Raw genomic sequence first — 17826 nt, 5'->3', positions numbered from 1 at the left:
ATTTTATTGAATGATTTTTTCTAAAATCTTTTGCGTAATTAAATAAGTTGGTTTAACTCCTGTAAGTCCTAAACCTCCTGATGCTAATGTACTTCCTGTTTCTAAAGGATTATCTGATGCATAGTACGCATACATTACTTTTACATCTTTATCGATATGGTGACGAATCTTAGAGGCTACTTGTATCGCTTTATGATAATGCGCACCTTCCATTTCTAAACCGATTGCTTGGAAAGATGAGTTTTTAAAGTATTCTAAAATATCTTTATTTTGTAAAGAAGTTCCTAAAACTGAAATCATTGGACCTTCGTAAACTCCTAATCCACAATCTTTGAAATCTTCAGAAGATAATTCATTATCAAAGAAATAATTATCCGTAGTTCCTTCAAAAACATGCGATGTAGCAATCATAATATCTCCTTTTACTCCTTCTAAAATTCCTGCTTTCCCCATGATTGACACAGATTTTACATTCATTTTAAAAGTAGCTTCTGGTGATTTATATGGTTTTAATAACTCATCCATCGCTTCAAAAGCTTGTTCTCCAAATGCGTAATCCATTACGATAATAACTTCATTATCTTTTGCTTTTGCATGAGAAAAAGCGGTGTTTTTAAGATCTATTTTTGATAAATCAATGATCTGAATATCAATGTTAGTTCCTGATTTATCTTTGATATAAATTAATCCTTTCTGTTGTACATATTCATGTAACTGATCGCGCATTAATTTATTGTTAGCAGCACTTAGATCTTCATATATTTCTACAGATTCTTCCTTGTATTTACGTTTTAATGCATCGTGTGCATACAACATATTAGAAACTGAGTGCATATTAGCACTAACGATATGAATATTTTTTTCTTGTAAATTATTAGCTAATAAATTACGTTTAATCTCATTGGCCCATTTTTCTCCAATTACATGGTGACCAATAGATTCTCTTAAAGTTGATGTAAATGTAACTTCACGTTTCTTAATCCCAATTCTATCTGCCTGGCTTGTTGTTCCCATCCAATAGATCGTTGAGAAAAACTTATCTGGATTATCCGTAGTACTAAAGTAAGCGTGCATTGCTTGCGTTTCTTCGAATGTTCTTCCTAAGATTGTTGATAAATGCATGATTGCAACTTCACGATCTTTGCGAGATAATTCTTTTTTAGATAAAACAATATCCTCAATAATTTCCCAAACTCTATTTTTTGCTAAAGTTTGATTATCAAATGCACGGTTTCTGATTTTATCTGCTTCGTTGAATAAGAACGTTAAGTGTGTTAAAATATCATAGATTTCTGAACGACCTCTAGAAATTTCAATGTTCATTTGGTCATCATCAATTCTGTAACAAAAACGACGTCTTTTCGCAGGAATAATTGGCGTGAATATAGAACGATCATACCCTTCATCTGCTGTAAAAGAAATGAATGGTGTTTCAACGATTCCTTCTGGTAATCGGTCTAACACGTACATTAAACCACTTAATTCAACCTTATTTGGATCTGTCATAGAACCATAAATCTCTGGTTCTAATTCAAATAATAGATTTCTTAATATTTTGCCAGGACCCCCTGAAATACGATAAACGCCTCTATGAAACAAGTGGCGCATTGAAATATATAATCTTTCGATCGCATCTGTGGATCTTCTAGCTCTTGTTATTGACATAAATTTACTTTTTTTGGTTGTTTACTTCTTTTTGAACTTCCATAAGTTCTTCGTACCATTCTTCTCCAAACTTTCTTACTAAAGAATCTTTAGCAAATGTGGCAACATTCACCTTTAATTCTTTTCCTAATGTACAAGCATCTGAGCAAATATCCCAAACATCATAATTAACAGCAGTAAAATTTGAATATTCCTTAATACGAACTGGGTATAAATGGCAAGAAATTGGTTTCTTATAATCAATTTTACCATCTTCATATGCTTTTTCAATTCCACATTTCGAGAAACCATTCTCTTCGAAAACTAAATATGCACATTCTTTATTGTTTACTAACGGTGTTACCCAATCTCCATCAGTATCCATTGTATATTTTCCTTCATTTTCGATTACTTGAATTCCTTCAGCTCTTAAATAAGGTTTTACATCCTCATAAATATCATCTAAGATAGATAATTCATCTTCATTTAAGGGTGCTCCCGCATCTCCCTCAACACAACAAATTCCTTTACACTTATTTAGGTTACATACAAAGTCTTCATTTAATAAATCAGCTGAGACCAACGTTTTTCCTATTTGGAACATATTCTATCTGGTTTTTGTAACCGACAAAGATACGGTCTTTTACTTAAATTAATGTAATTTTGTAAAGTAATAATGAATACAGTTATCCATAAAATTAATCAACCTAAGGAACTTAGGGAATTAAATCAAGCAGAATTACCTGATTTAGCAAAAGAATTACGCGAATTTATTTTAGATACTTTAAGTGTAAAACCTGGTCATTTGGGTGCAAGTTTAGGGGTTATTGAACTTACTATTGCTCTGCATTACTATTTTGATACACCTAATGATTTATTGATTTGGGATGTGGGGCACCAATGCTATCCACATAAAATTTTAACTGGTCGTCGTCAAGAATTTGATACACTTCGTCAAGAAAACGGGATTTCAGGTTTTCCTACACGAGAAGAAAGCGAATTTGATACTTTTGGCACAGGTCATTCTTCTACATCTATTTCTGCGATTGTAGGTATGGCCACTGCTGATAAAATTAATAATATTAATCGTCATCATATTGCAATCATCGGAGATGCATCAATCACCTCTGGCATGAGCCTGGAAGCGCTCAATCATCTTGGTTCTACAGATTTAAATGTACTTGTTATTCTTAATGACAATTCTATCGGGATTGATCCTTCTGTAGGCGGACTAAAAAAACATTTTAATAATTTAGAAAATGACAGTTCTATTTTTAATGATTTTGGATTGAATTTTTTAGGAACAATCGATGGTCATAACTTTGATGAATTAGCACATGCTTTAACAAAATCTAAAGCAATTAAAGGACCTAAATTTTTGCATGTAAAAACAGTAAAAGGAAAAGGCTATCAAAAAGCAGAACTAGACCAAGTAAAATGGCATGCTCCTGGCTTATTTAATAAAGCTACTGGAGAGATTACAACTTTTGAAAAGCCCAAATCTTACCAAGATGTGTTTGGCGAAACAATGATGGATTTATTATCAAATAATTCCCAAATTATTGCCATTACACCTGCTATGGTTACGGGAAGCAATTTAGTCAAATGTCAACATAATTTTCCTGATCGTGTTATCGATGTTGGGATTGCAGAACAACATGCTGTTACTTTTGCTGCAGGTTTAGCAACTCAAAATACTATTCCATATTGTACCATATATTCTACATTTTTACAACGTGCTTATGATCAAATTATACATGATGTAGCTTTACAAAATTTACCAGTTATTTTTTGTATTGATCGTGCAGGTATTGTTGGTACAGATGGTGCAACCCACCATGGTTATTTTGACATCAGCTATTTAAATTCAATTCCGAATATGGTAATTGCTTCACCAAGTAACGAAAAGGATTTTAAAAACCTTCTATATACTGCTCAGTTCACTAAAAAACCTTTTGCTATTCGTTTTCCTAAAGAAACTATCGAAATATGTAAAGAAGACTATAGTTATGAAAAAATAGAAATTGGTAAATCTAAACGTATTACGGATGGAAATAAAGTAGCAATTTTTAGTACAGGAAATTTTACTCCTAGAATACAGCAAATTCTTAAGGCCAATGAATTAGAGGAAAAAGTCTGCTTAATTGATTTTCTATTTATCAAGCCTTTGGACGAGCAGATGATTAAAATTGTAGCTTTAAAATTTGATACTATCATTTCTTATGAAGATGGCATTATTAATGGGGGATTCGGTGATGCTGTATTAAAAATTTTGAATCAAATTCATTATAAAGGAAATTTTAAAATGAATGGATATCCGGATCAATTCATTACTCATGCTACTATCAACCAGTTATACAAACAATTAGAATTAGATGATGAGTCTATTTTAAAATTTATTTATTCATACCTATAAATTGGAATAACAATTGTTTTAATTCATTTATTAAAAATAAAACATGAAAAAAATAATACCAATTCTAGGTTTAGCTTTATTTACATTGGCTTCTTGTGCATCTGTAAATAGCATGAATGAATTTTACGATAAATATGATAAACAAGCTACAGTTATTCCGTTACCAAAATTTGCTGTGAATTTGGCTAAACGTACTACCGATGCTAAAATTTTTGAATACATTAAATCTGCAAAAGTATTTGTAATTACAGATGCCGGAAAAGGGAAACAGAATAGTGTAATGAAAAATTTAGCTTCTGCTACAAAAGGTGATAAATACGAACAAGCTGTAAAAGTGAAAATTAAAAACAGTAATGTAAATGCTTCATTTTTAGAATCGAATGGTAAAGTAAATAATTTAATTCTAGGTGTAAATGGATTAAAAAATGTCCTAGTAATTGATTCTAAAGTTGATTTAACACGTGCTCAGCTGGATGAAGCATTAGAAAATATTGATCTATCAGATCTAGAAGGAATTACAGATATCCTAAAATAGTTACTTTTTTGTTGCATAAACTCAACGTATATTTGGACCATGAGTGGAAAATTGTATTTAGTTCCTACGCCAATTGGAAATTTAAAGGACATGACTTTTAGAGCGGTTGAAATTCTAAAAGAATCGGATGTAATCTTAGCTGAAGACACAAGAAATAGTGGAATTCTTTTAAAACATTACGAAATCGAAACTCCGATGCGTAGTTATCATATGCATAATGAACACCAGGCAACCGAGGATATTATTCGTCAATTAAAAGATGGACAAATCATCTCCATTATTACAGATGCTGGTACTCCTGGCATTTCTGACCCTGGATATTTACTTGCAAAAGAATGTGTCGCCAACAATATAATTATTGAATGCCTGCCAGGCGCAACGGCTTTTGTTCCGGCATTAGTAGTTTCTGGGTTACCAAACAATGAGTTTACATTTATCGGATTTATTCCTGTAAAAAAAGGTAGAAAAACAAAGTTAGATAGCTTAATTGAAGAGAAAAAAACGATGGTTTTCTATGAATCTCCTCATAAAATTGGTAAAACTTTGAGAGATTTTGCTGAAACTTTTGGGAATGAAAGAAGAGCAAGTTTATCAAGAGAAATTTCTAAGAAATTTGAAGAAACATTACGTGGAACTTTGGAAGAATTAGCAATAATTGCTGAAACAAGAAACTTAAAAGGTGAAATGGTTGTAGTGGTCGAAGGAAGCAACAACTAATCTATAATTATAAAATATATTGAAAAACGACTTTATTAATAGAGTCGTTTTTTTTATTCTCTAAAACGTATATCTTTTATATTAAATTGCCAAGTTCCTTTCCCTTGCCAATAATTCATACCTATGGTATAAACCATATCAAAGGAACACCCTTTCTGCAATTTGTCTCCGAATTTACCTAACTTAAATCCAATTGCTGCATAGGTAGATCGTGTATTTTTTTGATGCACAAAAAGTCGCGCATGTTCTTTTCCTACTAATCTAAAGTCTGTTGCTACCAAGTTTTTAGACAAAAATACTGGTGTCATATTTTCAGGACCAAAAGGTGCCATTCGCATTATCACCTCTAAAAATGATTTATTAATATCGTTAAATGATATTTCTTTATCAATTTCTATAGAAGGTTTAAAATGAGCTGACTTACTTTCTTGCTTTACAGTTTCTTCAAAAGCTAGTCTAAAGGCTTCAAAGTTTTCTTCTTTTAAAGCTAATCCCGCGGCTGCCATATGTCCACCAAACTGAGTCAAAAGATGAGAGTTTTGTTCAATCGCTTGATAAATATTGTACTCTTTAATAGATCTAGCAGAAGCTACTAATTCTCCTTCATTATTTTTTGTAAATACAATAGTCGGTTTGTAATACATATCCACTAATCGTGAAGCAACAATTCCTATAACGCCTTTATTCCACTCCGGATTGTAGACAATTGTAGAATATGTATTTAATTGATTAATATCTTTCAGTTGATCTAAGGCTTGTTCTGTAATAGTAAGATCTAACTTTTTACGCTCATTATTTAATGAATTAATATCTGCTAAATATTTTTTACAGTCTTCTTCATTTTTACTCAACATAAAACGAACAGCTTCCGAACCATGTTTTATTCTTCCGGCTGCATTAATTTTAGGAGCTATTGAAAAAACAACATTAGATATGTTTACGTTTCCCTTAATATTGGTAGGAATCATCTGCTGAAATCCCATACGAGGTTGATCATTCAATCTTTTTAATCCCTCATAAGCCAATATTCTATTTTCTCCCGTAATAGGAACTATATCTGCTGCAATACTTACTGCAACCAAATCTAATAACGGATGAAGAATATCTTCGGATAAGTTAAACTGTTGAATATAACCTTGGACTAATTTAAAACCTACACCGCAACCACTTAAATCTTTATAAGGGTATAAGCAACCTTTACGTTTAGGATCTAAAACTGCGTAAGCATTAGGAATAGATTTATCAGGTAAGTGATGGTCACAAATAATAAAATCTATATTTTTAGAATTTGCATATTCAATTTGATTATGAGCTTTTATTCCACAATCTAATGCAATAACTAAAGAAATATTATTTTTAACTGCGTGATCTATGCTTTGGTAAGAGATACCATAACCTTCATTATTACGGTCTGGTATATAATAAGAAACTTGCGAGTAGATAGAAGACAGAAATTCGTAAACTAATGTTACCGCTGTCGTTCCATCTACATCGTAGTCTCCAAAAATTAAAATATTTTCTTCATTATCTATAGCCCATTTTATACGAGATACGGCAACATCCATATCCTTCATCTTAAAAGGGTTATGTAACTTATCTAAAGACGGATTGAAAAATGATTTCGCTTTATCAAAATCAGTAATTCCACGCTGAGCTAATAAAATAGCGGTAGTTTCAGAAACGTTTAGTACATTTCTTAAATCTTCTACAACTTGCGCAGTAGGAAGCTCTTTTATTTGCCATATCTTGTCCATCTGTAAATAGGTTATCTGCTATAAATTTATACTATTTAAAGATAAGATTAAAGAGAAAAATAACTATTTCGACTTATTTGCTTCTTTAACGTATTTATCTAAGGCCATTGTCATAGAAGGTATCTCTTTTGTTGGAACCTCTATATCAATTCGTAAGCCCATCCTTAATGATTCTTCAACAGTTGCTTTTCCAAATACCGCAATTCTAGTTTCTCCTTGTACAAAATCTGGAAAATTTTCAAACAACGATTTAATTCCTGATGGTGTAAAGAAAACTAAAATATCATATTTAACATCTTCTAAGTCTGATAAATCGCTAGATACGGTTCTAAATAAAGTAGCTAATTGCCAATCTAAATTTAAACTATCCAATAATTTAGGAACATCAGGCTTAATAACGTCGGCTGCCGGTAGTAAGAATTTTTCGTCCTTATGTTTTTTAAACAAAGGAACCATGTCTGCAAACATTTTTTCTCCAATATATACTTTTCGTTTTCTGTAAACGATATATTTCTGAAGATAAAAAGCAATTGCTTCAGACTCACAAAAATATTTCATAGCGTCTGGAATCTGAATTCTTAATTCCTCTGCTACGCGGAAAAAATGATCAATTGCATTACGACTTGTAAATATAACTGCGGTAACTTTACTAAAATCAAGCTTTTGTTGTCTTACTTCTTTTCCATCTACACCAACTACTTGGATAAATGGTCGGAAATCAATTTTAATTTTGTGTCTTTTCTCCATTTCAAAATACGGAGAATTCTCGACTAGTGGCGTAGGTTGTGATACTAATATCGATTTAACTTTCATAGTAATTATTAGATTACTTTACCTAATATTAATAGTTTCGATAAAACCATTATTGGTAAAATTTCTAGGGTGCAAAGGTACAAAATATTGTAATACCAAATTGATTTATTGGCTGATATTTGATTGGCATATCTAAAGTATATTTCCCATACCCTATTAATACATAAGAGTATAAACCAAAAAAACATTATAATATTGGCATCTATTTCTGAATAAAAATATAAAAATGAACAAAAAATTAAAATAAGCACATTACGAGCATTTACATAACTCGAACTTTTCATAAAAAATGACCAAGAACTGTCATGATAAAACACTCTAAAATACGCCATTTCAATGATTAACTTTATGATCATTATTCCAGATATTAATCCAAAACATGCTGCTATTTGAAGGGGCAAACTTAAAGGTAGATTAATGATTTTTACGTCAAAGTGAGAAACTATAAGTACACTCACTAATACAACCATAATTATATTAATGATTAAACTAAACAATGTAGTATTATCATCCGTAAAACTTAAATACTCTGTTTTATTCTTTAGCGTTTTAAAATTTTTAGCAAATAAATATTTTGAGGCGCAAACAATTAATAAACAAACTACAAGTATGATAAATACATAATCGTTGTTTTCTGTGTTTCTTGCAATACTAATTAAATCCGTAGCTTTCATAATCTTTTCCAAAAATACAAAACCCTATTAATCTAATAACTATCTTTATGCCCACAAAATGATATTTATGTCAGACAGACTTGTAATCATCCCTACATATAATGAAAAGGAAAATATTGAAGCCATTATTAGAGCAGTATTGGCCGTGGATGATTCATTTGATATTTTAATTGTAGATGATAGTTCTCCTGATGGAACAGGCGATATTATTCGTCGATTAATCCCGGAAAGCAACAATCGTTTAAATCTAGAAGTTCGCACTACAAAAGATGGACTTGGGAAAGCATATGTACATGGTTTTAAATGGGCTTTAGCAAAGAAATATAAATTTATCTTTGAGATGGATGCAGATTTCTCTCATAATCCGAATGATTTACCTCGCTTATACAAAGCATTAGTAGAAGGTGCAGACTTAGCAGTTGGCTCTAGATATAGTAATGGTGTAAATGTGGTCAACTGGCCTATGGAACGTGTGTTACTTTCTTATTTTGCATCTAAATATGTGCGTATTATCACTTCTTTACCTGTACACGATGCAACAGCAGGATTTGTGGGATACAAGGCTGAAGTATTACAAGCATTAAATCTTGATGATATAAAATTTAAAGGGTATGGATTTCAAATTGAGATGAAATATAAATCTTGGATTAATAAATTTAAGATTCAAGAAGTTCCTATTATTTTTACTGATCGTACTTTAGGTGAATCCAAAATTAGTTCGGATATAATTGGTGAAGCTGTATTTGGAGTAATCTTGTTGAGATTACGTAATATATTTGGAAAATTATGAGAAAAATATTTTATATTTTTATAGTGTCAATAAGTCTATCTTCTTGTTCAAGACCATATATTGATACACCAGACAATCTAATCAGTAAGTCTGATATGGTTGATATTTTAGTTGATATTTATAAATCACAACAGATGATTAATAACACTCAATCATCTAATCAAATATTAAGTATTGCTGAGGGAACTTTATATATTTTTGAAAATCATGATGTAACTCGCCAAGAATTTGAAGAGAGTTATAAATACTACTTCACACAACCTCGTGTATATCAGAAAATATTAGACCAAGTAAGAGACGATTTATACGATCAATTATCAGATGACGAAAAAGCACGTATTTCAGAATTACAAGTAGAATAATCTTTTAAAGAAATACAAAGTATATAATACAATAATGCCTTCTAAAAGTTTAGAAGGCATTGCTGTTATATTTATGATTTATTATTAATTAAAATCAATATTTCCTACTATTTCTTTTAACTGAATTTCTGAAAGTTTAGTTTGCAATTTAGCTGAATTTAATCTTGCTGATGCGTTGATAAAATTTTCTTGTGCATCTCTAAATTCAATCGCACTAATTGTTCCTATTTTAAACTTATCTAAAGTAATTTCTAAATTTCTTTTTGCAATTTGCTCATTACTTTCCTCAATCTTCGCTAATGCTAGATTTGTTTCATAAGTTTGGAATGCTGTTGCCATTGCAGTTGTAATAACGAGATCTTGCTGATTAATCTGCAAGTCTGCATTCTGAATTTGAATTTTAGCAATTTGCTCGTTTCTTCGTTGATTAAAACCATCAAAAATATTTAATGCAACTGTAACACCATAATTTAAACCTCTTGCATTGGAATTGGTTGTAAATCCTAAACTAGACTCTGATTCAGAAAAATTGTATCCTGCATTTAGTCGTACAGTAGGATAGCGATCCGCTTTAATTCTTTTTAATTCTAATTCTGCTAATGTGCGGTTAATAGCGATAAGCTGCAAATCAGGATTTTGATTTTTAGCTTTATTTACTAAGTCTTCATAAATTAAATCTGAATCAAATATTACCTCATCTTCCACATCAAATTCTGTCATTAAGTCTCTTACCAAAAGACTATTTAGTGCTATTTTTAAGTTTTTAATGGAATTAATTTGACGCAGTCTATTAGATTCATCTTCATTTAAATTTACTTGGGCATTTAGCACTTCTAATCGCGAAGCTTTTCCGATTGTAAATCTATTTTCTGCAGTTCTTACACGTTCTTTAGTGATTAAGATATTTTCATCAATAGCTTCTAAAAACTTTTTTTGTTCTACGATGGTATAATAGTTCGTAATTACATCTGAAACTCTTAATAATATTGTTCTTTTTAAAGATATATCTCCTTTTTTTTGATTTTCTTTTAAGATATCATATCTCGTAAACATTCCCATTCCATCAAAAATCGTCCAACCTAGGCTTACACCATAGTTTAAACTATTATTTTTTGCGTTTTTTAAGGACTTAACTTCTCCTGAAGATTGCGTTTGATTTATATTCTGTAGATTATTATTTTGAGTCAGATTACCTGTTAAATTTGGTAAAAATCCAGCGTTACCATACGTTATATTTTCTTGTGCTATTTCTAGATCATTTCGAGAAAGTTTTATATCGTAATTATTTGCAAGAGCAATCTCTACTGCATCTTTCACAGTTAATAAATCTTGTGCCTTTGCTATACCGATCGTAAAAAAAAGCTGTAATATTATAAAGTTAACTTTCATGATTAATCTTCAGTAAATTCAAATTTGGGATTATTTTTTTTCTCTTTGGATAGAATTAAATAGAATGCAGGAATTACAAATAAAGTAAGAACTAATGAAAATGTAGTTCCACCTACAATTACAACTCCCATACCTATACGACTTGTAGAGGCAGCACCTATAGATAACGCAATTGGCAATGCTCCTAATGCAATTGCTAAAGAAGTCATTAGAATAGGACGTAAACGGGCTTCTGAAGCATGTACAATTGCATTGTATTTAGAATAACCTTCCTCACGTAATTGATTCGCAAATTCTACAATCAATATTCCATTTTTAGTTACTAAACCTATCAACATGATGGTTCCGATTTGACTAAATATATTCCACGATTGACCAAATAACCATAAAGAAAATAAAGCTCCAGCTACGGCTAATGGTACAGTAAGTAATATGATAAATGGATCTATAAAACTCTCAAATTGTGCAGCTAAGATTAAGAAAATTAATAACACTGCTAATCCAAAAGCAAACATCGTATTGGATCCACTTTCCATAAAATCGCGGGATTCTCCACCTAAATCTGTCGTAAATGATTCATCTAAGACTTTTTCTTTAATACGTTCCATCGCTGCAATTCCTTCTCCCATACTTTTGCCTGGCGCTAAACCTGCCGATATAGTAGCAGACATATATCTATTGTTATGATATAGCTGTGGAGGACTGCTATGTTCTTCCATTTCTACTATATTATCCATCTGAATCAATTCCCCTTTGTTATTTTTTACATACATAGAATTAAGATCCATAGGAACTGAACGGTCATCTCTATCAAATTGTCCAATTACTTGATATTGTTTTCCATTCATCATAAAATAAGCAAATCGCTGACCTGAAAGTGAAAGTTGAAGTGTTTGTGCCACATCAAGAACTGATACGCCTAAATTTTCAGCTTTTTCTCTATTGATGGAAACATGTACCTCAGGCTTGTTAAATTTTAAATTCACATCAGTAATGGAGAAAGTATCATCATTTGCTAATTCATCCATAAACAAAGGAACTTTTTCTTCTAATTTTTGAAAATTATTGGCTTGCAAAATATACTGTATTGGCATTCCTCCCCGTTTATTCACAGCAATTGTTGGCTGCTGACTTACGGTAACTTTTCCTTGTGAATATTTTTTAGTTAATTTCGTTAAGTTATCAACAATTTCAGTTTGAGATCTTTCTCTTTCACCAGGCTGAACTAAACCTAATCGTACAAATCCACTATTTGCAGCTCCAGAACCGAAACCTGGAGAAGTAATCGCAAGCGCTACCTTTTTTTCTGGAACGGAGTCATTTATTAGTTGAGTTAAATCTTTCATGAAGTTGTCCATATAATCAAATGATACACCTTCTGGTCCATTTGCTCTCACCACTACATAACTTCTATCGTCATATGGAGCGGTCTCTTTTGGAAGAATTTGAAAGAAGAAATAAATCATTCCGAAACACGCAACAATTATAACATAACTTAACCATTTAAATTTCAAAAAACTTATTAAAGAACCTTCATATTCTTTGTTCATACTTACAAAAAAAGGCTCTGTTTTTAAATAAAAATTTGATTTTTTCTGCTTACCTCCTTTTACTAAATAAGCATTTAGCATTGGAGTTAAAGTTAAAGAAACAAAGGCGGATATTAAAACTGCAGCACCAATCACTACCCCAAATTCTCGAAATAATCTTCCTATAAATCCTTCTAAAAATATGACAGGTAAAAATACAGCTGCCAAAGTAATTGAAATGGAAATAACAGCGTAAAATATCTCGTTAGAACCTTTAATAGCAGCTTCTATTGGAGACATTCCTTCTTCTAATTTTTTATAAATATTCTCTGTAACAACTATCCCGTCATCCACTACTAGACCTGTAGCTAATACAATTGCAAGTAAGGTCAGAACATTTACGGAAAAGCCACAAATGTACATGATAAAAAATGTAGCTATTAAAGATACCGGTATATCAATTAAAGGTCTAAATGCGATTGCCCAATTACGGAAAAACAAGAAAATAATTATTATTACTAAAACTACAGAAATCGCTAATGTTTCTACAACCTCAATCACTGCTTTACTTACAAATAATGTATTATCAATAGCAATTTCCATTACAAATCCCTCTGGTAAATCGGCTTGTAATTTTTCATATTCTTTATAAAATTCCTTCGCAATGTCTAAATAGTTAGTTCCTGGCTGAGGTATGATGGCTAAACTTACCATTGGCTTACCAGATTCAGTCATACTCGTCTCAAAATTCTCTGCCTCTAAATAAGCATTTCCTATATCTTTTAACCGTATAACCTTATCATTCGTAGATTGAATAATTATATCATTAAATCCTTCTTCTGAAGAAATATTACCAATCGTTTTAATTCCCATTTCCGTACTAGAACCTGTTAATTTACCTGATGGTAATTCAACATTCTGTGTACGTAATGCAGCTTGAACATCTAGAATAGTTAAACCATAGGCTGCTAATTTATTGGCATCTATCCATAATCGCATAGCATATTTCTTTTGCCCAAATATTGAAACTGAACTAACACCCGAAATAGATTGTAATCTTTGAGCAATTACATTTTCTGCATAGTCAGAAACTTCCAATATATTTTTTGTAGAACTTTCTAAAGTTAAAGTAATAATAGGCTCAGAATCTGCATCTGCCTTAGAAACAACTGGAGGAGCATCTATATCTTGAGGCAAACTTCTGATTGCTTGCGATACTTTGTCACGTACATCATTTGCTGCTTCTTCTAAATTTTTATCAAGTTTAAACTCGATATTAATTGTACTAACTCCCTGTGCAGAGTTAGAGGAAATATTCTTAATTCCGTCAACAGAATTAATTGCTTTTTCTAAGGGTTCTGTGATCTGGGACTCAACAATCTCTGAATTGGCTCCTGCATAGTTTGTACGTACAGTAATTTGTGCAGGATCAATAGAAGGATATTCTCTTACACCTAGAAATGTATAACCAATAATTCCGAATAAGATTAAAATCAAATTCATTACAATGGTTAATACTGGCCTTTTTATACTTAAAGTGGATAAGCTCATATCTTTATTTTCTTAAAACCACTTTAACAGGTGAATCATTTTTTAATGTCATTACACCAGTTGTTAAGATGGTATCACCATCCGATATACCTGAAGTTATTTGTATATCATCTTTTGTACGCGATCCTATTTCTACAATTACTTCTTTTGCTTTACCAGATTTATATACAAATATCTTTTTCCCATTCTGAATCGGAATTAAAGCCTCGGCAGGTACCAAAAGTGCATCATTAGTAGATTCTAATGGAAAAACAATATCTGCAAATGTTCCTGGTATTAATTGATTAGAATTATTAGTTGTAATAGCTTTTACTAATAAAGTTCTTGTGGCTGTTTCTACAACAGGCTCTGTTGCATATACACGCGCATTAAAATCATTCGGATTTCCTTGTACATTAAATTTAATCACATTATTAACCTTTACCATATGAGCATATTTCTCTGGTATAGAAAAAGTAACTTTAATCTGATCTGTATTAACTAATTTTGCAATAATAGTAGATGGAGTAATATAACTTCCTTTCGAAACATTGCGCAAACCTACCTTACCAGAAAATGGTGCTCTAATAACCGTTTTACTTAACTGAGCTTCTATAATTTGAATTTGTGATTGAGAAGTTCTATAATCAGCTGTTGCTATATCAAATTCTTCTTGGCTTATCGCTTCTTTTTCTAAAAGTAATTTTGCTCTTCTTTGGTTTTCTGAAGCTAAAGTATTTCTCGTTTTAGCTTGCGCCAACTGCGCTCTTAGCTCTACATCATTTAATCGAATCAAAATTTGTCCTCTAGACACATATTTCCCTTCATCAAAATTTATAGATTCTATAATACCGGAAACTTCACTCTGTAAATCGATTTGTTCATTTGCCTCCATCGATCCTGATAAAGTTAAGAAATCTGAAAAATATTGTTTTTTAATTATTTTTCCTTCTACAGATATCTCTTTAGATGGGCCTGCTCCTTTGGTTGGCTTTTCATCCTTACTTTGATTGGCGTTAATTCGATATATAATTAATCCCACCAAAACTGCAAGTGAAATTATAATTATAAATATTCTCTTTTTATTCATGTGTAGTGTATGTCTATTAGATTTATACTATTATGTAAATAAATCTTAATGAATAGTAAAGATATAATTTTAAAGAAAAGTTAATAGAAAATTATTTTAATAAAAGTATAAAATATCGCTATCAATGAATATATATACATTAAAAACAGAAATTTTAATCTAACATATACATTTTAGATACGAGAAAAGAAAGAATTACAAAAATATAGTACATAAAAAAAACCTCTAATCTAAAGATTAGAGGTTTTAAAAATTTGGAGGTTCCTAGCGAACCAAAACAATACAATTCACACCTATTTTACATTAACATAAAATCATTAAAAACACAACAAAAGCCACTACACCAAAGGGTTAGTAAAAATATTTTTACTAGTATAATATTTTATTTAATCTTATATTGCGTGGCAAATGTGTGGCAAACCACTTTTAACCACAATTAAAATGTATTATTTATGGCTAAAGTTTCTTATAGAATTAGATCTAAATCAAATTCATCAAATATTCTTATTCAATTCAATATTAATCGTGATATAAGACCAGAAGTAAAAACTGGATTAATAATAGATGCTCAATACTGGAATAGTAAAATTGAAAAGATTACAGATAAAAACGTAATTACAAAAAACTTAAAAACTCAACTATTAGATTTAAAAACTCATATTCTTAAAGAATATAACTTAGACTTTGAAAAAGGAATCGTATTTAATAAAGAATGGTTAGAGTTAAAAATCAATAACTTTTTTAACCGAAAAGATGAAACTATTGATTTAAATTTTCTAACAAACTACATTAATGACTTTATTGAAAACAGAAAGTTAAATCCAGATTTTAAACCTACTACAAATCAAAAGTTTAAAACACTCTTAACTAAGATTGAATCATTTGAAAAGCAGAACAAAGTAAAATACTTATTAAAAGACTTTGATCAAAAGCTATTTAACAAATTTAGATTCTATTTAATGGCAGAAGGTAAGCTAATGGAAACAACTGCAAATAGAACTCTTAAAAACCTTAAAACGATTCTTAGAGATGCTCGATTCAATGGTTTTGAAATTAGCCATCAAGTAGATGGAATTAAAACAGAAGTTAAATCTGATGTTAAGATTTATCTATCATTTGAAGAAATTGAACAAATCAAAAAAACTCATATCATAGGCTCAAATAATGCAATAGCTAAAGACTGGTTAATTATTGGTTGTTTTCTAGGTCAAAGAGTTGGCGATTTAATGAAAATGAACAAATCAATGATTTATAAAAAAATCAATGCACAAGGTCAAGAGTTTGAATTTATTGAATTAAAACAAGAAAAAACTGGACAAAATGTATCAATACCAATTCATTCAGAAGTAAAGAAAATTCTTAAAAAATATAATGGAGAATTTCCACCTCTATTTTCTACAAATGCAAGTGCTAACGCTACTTTATTTAATCGTTATTTAAAAGAAGTAGCTGGAATATGTGAAATAAATACAATTGTAAAAGGAAAAGTATTTAATGATGAATTAGGTAGAAATGAAATAGTAGAAACAGAAAAACACAATTTAATAACATCACACGTTTGTAGAAGGTCATTTGCTACTAATTTCTATGCAGATAAAAGATTTCCGACACCATTATTAATGGCTATAACTGGACACAAAACAGAAAGAGTATTTTTAGAATATATCGGTAAAACTTCATCTGACTATGCAATGGACACAGCCGAAACTTTCGCACAAATAGAAAACGAAAAACAAAAACTAGCTTAATATGAATACTAAAATCGAATCAATACTTCAACTAAATTCTGATCTTGAAAAGTATAGAAATGAACATTTATACATTTTAAGTATTGAAAATAAAATCGAATTTTTAGGAGAACAATCTCATTATATTGAACTAGAAAAAAATAAGATCAAACTAATTGATAAAAATCAATATAGATTTGATTTAATAGAAAAATACAAAAAAGGTATTTATGATATTTTAAGTTTTGATTTTAATCAACAATCTGATCAAGGAATAAGTTTAAATAAAATAGGTTTAAAATTCATTTCCTTCTACTACGAACTAAAAAGATCCTTTACAGAAAATACATACAATATTCAAGCAGAAAAACAGAATGAATTAAACTTTTTTTATAATCAAGTAGGAAAAGATTTAGGAATTAAAAAAATAGAAAATCTTTTTCCTATTGACAAATCAATAACAACACATAACATTGAAAATGAATATTATAATGAATTAATTAAAGAGTGGAAATACGGAAATAATTTAACCTTCTCTAAAAATATATATAGTTCAGAAGTAGAATACTTAGCAAATAGAATACTTATTAATAAAAAAGATATGGAAAGTTTTTTAAATAAACTCGTAGAACTTAATGATCGATATGATGAAAAAAATGATGATCTAAAGTTCACTAACATATACTTATATTTTAAGGAAAAAGATGAATATTTAAAACGTCATTCTGTAAAACCATACAAAGCTTTAATTGAAAAACTTTTTAATTATAAGATAAAACGTGAACAATTACGAAATGACCATTTTGATGAAAATAAACTAGATAGATTATAGAAATAGATTTTATTTAGTGTTATT

At 30.2% G+C, this 17826-nt stretch carries 15 protein-coding genes; 7 read left to right on the top strand and 8 right to left on the bottom strand.

What is annotated here, in order from left to right:
• Positions 1–3: 3 nt before the first annotated feature.
• Positions 4–1665, bottom strand: a complete 1662-nt coding sequence (locus IM532_RS05600) for a DUF6909 family protein (RefSeq protein WP_194182475.1) — start codon at positions 1663–1665, stop codon at positions 4–6.
• Between the two features lie 4 nt (positions 1666–1669).
• The gene (locus IM532_RS05595; protein ID WP_194182474.1) at positions 1670–2248 is read right to left on the bottom strand and encodes a DUF3109 family protein; all 579 of its coding nucleotides are present in this window, start codon (positions 2246–2248) and stop codon (positions 1670–1672) included.
• Between the two features lie 72 nt (positions 2249–2320).
• Here IM532_RS05595 and IM532_RS05590 point away from each other — a divergent pair, with 72 nt between their 5' ends.
• The 3 genes from IM532_RS05590 to rsmI are packed head-to-tail and all read left to right on the top strand — an operon-like array spanning position 2321 to position 5312.
• Positions 2321–4060 (top strand): 1-deoxy-D-xylulose-5-phosphate synthase, encoded by a 1740-nt coding sequence (locus IM532_RS05590; protein ID WP_194182473.1) that lies wholly within the window; start codon positions 2321–2323, stop codon positions 4058–4060.
• A 43-nt stretch (positions 4061–4103) separates the two neighbouring features.
• Positions 4104–4595: a DUF4252 domain-containing protein gene (locus tag IM532_RS05585; protein ID WP_194182472.1), complete on the top strand. Its 492-nt coding sequence runs from the start codon at positions 4104–4106 to the stop codon at positions 4593–4595.
• 39 nt (positions 4596–4634) lie between these two features.
• The gene (gene rsmI, locus IM532_RS05580; protein ID WP_194182471.1) at positions 4635–5312 is read left to right on the top strand and encodes a 16S rRNA (cytidine(1402)-2'-O)-methyltransferase; all 678 of its coding nucleotides are present in this window, start codon (positions 4635–4637) and stop codon (positions 5310–5312) included.
• A gap of 53 nt (positions 5313–5365) precedes the next feature.
• Here rsmI and recJ read toward each other — a convergent pair whose 3' ends face one another.
• The 3 genes from recJ to IM532_RS13845 all read right to left on the bottom strand — a co-directional run bounded on the left by recJ (position 5366) and on the right by IM532_RS13845 (position 8553).
• The gene (gene recJ / locus IM532_RS05575) at positions 5366–7066 is read right to left on the bottom strand and encodes a single-stranded-DNA-specific exonuclease RecJ (RefSeq protein ID WP_194182470.1); all 1701 of its coding nucleotides are present in this window, start codon (positions 7064–7066) and stop codon (positions 5366–5368) included.
• Between the two features lie 63 nt (positions 7067–7129).
• The gene (locus IM532_RS05570) at positions 7130–7879 is read right to left on the bottom strand and encodes a uroporphyrinogen-III synthase (RefSeq protein ID WP_194182469.1); all 750 of its coding nucleotides are present in this window, start codon (positions 7877–7879) and stop codon (positions 7130–7132) included.
• Between the two features lie 8 nt (positions 7880–7887).
• Positions 7888–8553 carry a DUF4271 domain-containing protein gene (locus tag IM532_RS13845; RefSeq protein WP_194182468.1) on the bottom strand — a complete coding sequence of 222 codons (666 nt, stop codon included), beginning with the start codon at positions 8551–8553 and terminating at the stop codon, positions 7888–7890.
• A gap of 67 nt (positions 8554–8620) precedes the next feature.
• On the opposite strand from IM532_RS13845, the gene IM532_RS05560 reads away from it, so the two are divergent.
• On the top strand, positions 8621–9343 hold the full coding sequence (locus IM532_RS05560) for a polyprenol monophosphomannose synthase (protein ID WP_194182467.1): 723 nt from the start codon (positions 8621–8623) through the stop codon (positions 9341–9343).
• Positions 9340–9705 carry a DUF4296 domain-containing protein gene (locus IM532_RS05555; RefSeq protein WP_194182466.1) on the top strand — a complete coding sequence of 122 codons (366 nt, stop codon included), beginning with the start codon at positions 9340–9342 and terminating at the stop codon, positions 9703–9705. Before IM532_RS05560 ends, IM532_RS05555 begins: the two co-directional genes overlap by 4 nt.
• An 84-nt stretch (positions 9706–9789) precedes the next feature.
• Here the strand turns inward: IM532_RS05555 and IM532_RS05550 are convergent, their stop codons facing one another.
• From IM532_RS05550 to IM532_RS05540, 3 genes are read right to left on the bottom strand one after another with little or no spacing between them, the layout of a single operon-like run.
• A complete protein-coding gene (locus IM532_RS05550; protein ID WP_194182465.1) occupies positions 9790–11094 on the bottom strand; it encodes a TolC family protein in 1305 nt (434 codons plus the stop codon).
• Positions 11095–11096: 2 nt separating this feature from the next.
• Positions 11097–14174: an efflux RND transporter permease subunit gene (locus IM532_RS05545; protein ID WP_194182464.1), complete on the bottom strand. Its 3078-nt coding sequence runs from the start codon at positions 14172–14174 to the stop codon at positions 11097–11099.
• Positions 14175–14178: 4 nt separating this feature from the next.
• A complete protein-coding gene (locus IM532_RS05540; protein ID WP_194182463.1) occupies positions 14179–15243 on the bottom strand; it encodes an efflux RND transporter periplasmic adaptor subunit in 1065 nt (354 codons plus the stop codon).
• Between the two features lie 452 nt (positions 15244–15695).
• Between IM532_RS05540 and IM532_RS05535 the strand changes: the two genes are divergently transcribed.
• Complete coding sequence (locus IM532_RS05535) at positions 15696–16991, top strand: tyrosine-type recombinase/integrase (RefSeq protein ID WP_194182462.1); 1296 nt, start codon at positions 15696–15698, stop codon at positions 16989–16991.
• Position 16992: 1 nt separating this feature from the next.
• Positions 16993–17802: a hypothetical protein gene (locus IM532_RS05530; RefSeq protein WP_194182461.1), complete on the top strand. Its 810-nt coding sequence runs from the start codon at positions 16993–16995 to the stop codon at positions 17800–17802.
• Positions 17803–17826 lie beyond the last annotated feature (24 nt).

This window comes from Faecalibacter rhinopitheci (genome assembly GCF_015234135.1).
GTDB lineage: Bacteria > Bacteroidota > Bacteroidia > Flavobacteriales > Weeksellaceae > Empedobacter > Empedobacter rhinopitheci.
The sequence above is the reverse complement of the archived record's forward strand: the minus strand, read 5'-3'. Positions and strand labels throughout refer to the sequence as shown.

Excerpts from the sequence above, each read along its gene's own strand:
- IM532_RS05570 (WP_194182469.1), bottom strand. The coding sequence starts at position 7,879 with ATGAAAGTTAAATCGATATTAGTATCACAACCTACGCCACTAGTCGAG.
- IM532_RS13845 (WP_194182468.1), bottom strand. The coding sequence starts at position 8,553 with ATGAAAGCTACGGATTTAATTAGTATTGCAAGAAACACAGAAAACAAC.
- IM532_RS05560 (WP_194182467.1), top strand. The coding sequence starts at position 8,621 with ATGTCAGACAGACTTGTAATCATCCCTACATATAATGAAAAGGAAAAT.
- IM532_RS05530 (WP_194182461.1), top strand. The coding sequence starts at position 16,993 with ATGAATACTAAAATCGAATCAATACTTCAACTAAATTCTGATCTTGAA.
- IM532_RS05550 (WP_194182465.1), bottom strand. The coding sequence starts at position 11,094 with ATGAAAGTTAACTTTATAATATTACAGCTTTTTTTTACGATCGGTATA.
- rsmI (WP_194182471.1), top strand. The coding sequence starts at position 4,635 with ATGAGTGGAAAATTGTATTTAGTTCCTACGCCAATTGGAAATTTAAAG.
- IM532_RS05555 (WP_194182466.1), top strand. The coding sequence starts at position 9,340 with ATGAGAAAAATATTTTATATTTTTATAGTGTCAATAAGTCTATCTTCT.
- IM532_RS05595 (WP_194182474.1), bottom strand. The coding sequence starts at position 2,248 with ATGTTCCAAATAGGAAAAACGTTGGTCTCAGCTGATTTATTAAATGAA.
- IM532_RS05545 (WP_194182464.1), bottom strand. The coding sequence starts at position 14,174 with ATGAGCTTATCCACTTTAAGTATAAAAAGGCCAGTATTAACCATTGTA.
- IM532_RS05540 (WP_194182463.1), bottom strand. The coding sequence starts at position 15,243 with ATGAATAAAAAGAGAATATTTATAATTATAATTTCACTTGCAGTTTTG.
- IM532_RS05585 (WP_194182472.1), top strand. The coding sequence starts at position 4,104 with ATGAAAAAAATAATACCAATTCTAGGTTTAGCTTTATTTACATTGGCT.
- IM532_RS05600 (WP_194182475.1), bottom strand. The coding sequence starts at position 1,665 with ATGTCAATAACAAGAGCTAGAAGATCCACAGATGCGATCGAAAGATTA.
- IM532_RS05535 (WP_194182462.1), top strand. The coding sequence starts at position 15,696 with ATGGCTAAAGTTTCTTATAGAATTAGATCTAAATCAAATTCATCAAAT.
- IM532_RS05590 (WP_194182473.1), top strand. The coding sequence starts at position 2,321 with ATGAATACAGTTATCCATAAAATTAATCAACCTAAGGAACTTAGGGAA.
- recJ (WP_194182470.1), bottom strand. The coding sequence starts at position 7,066 with ATGGACAAGATATGGCAAATAAAAGAGCTTCCTACTGCGCAAGTTGTA.